This window comes from Shewanella electrica, assembly GCF_022321485.1.
GTDB lineage: Bacteria > Pseudomonadota > Gammaproteobacteria > Enterobacterales > Shewanellaceae > Shewanella > Shewanella electrica.
In genome coordinates, this window is the sequence record NZ_JAKOGG010000581.1 from 1 (window position 1) to 249 (window position 249).

Annotated in this window: 1 protein-coding gene; it reads left to right on the forward strand. The window is 37.8% G+C overall.

The genetic code is table 11. The features are described 5' to 3' along the window. Positions 1–249: lipoyl protein ligase domain-containing protein (locus tag L9G74_RS21505; RefSeq protein WP_438944597.1), on the forward strand; the 249-nt coding region annotated here is incomplete at both ends.

Genomic DNA, 249 nt, shown 5'->3' on the forward strand with positions numbered 1-249 from the left:
CGCCACCAAAACCCTTGGATGGAAGCTAATTTTATCGAGTCTGAAAATGGTATTCAGTTGGCTCGTAGAAATAGTGGAGGAGGAACTGTTTATCATGATGAAGGAAATCTTAACATTACGTTTTTCACTCCACGTGATAGGTATAACAGGAAACAAAATCTTGAAATCCTGGCCAAAACATTAGAAAGAGGTTGGGACCTGCATTCTCAAATTAATAAGAAGGAAGACATTGTCCTTGATTCAACTTTT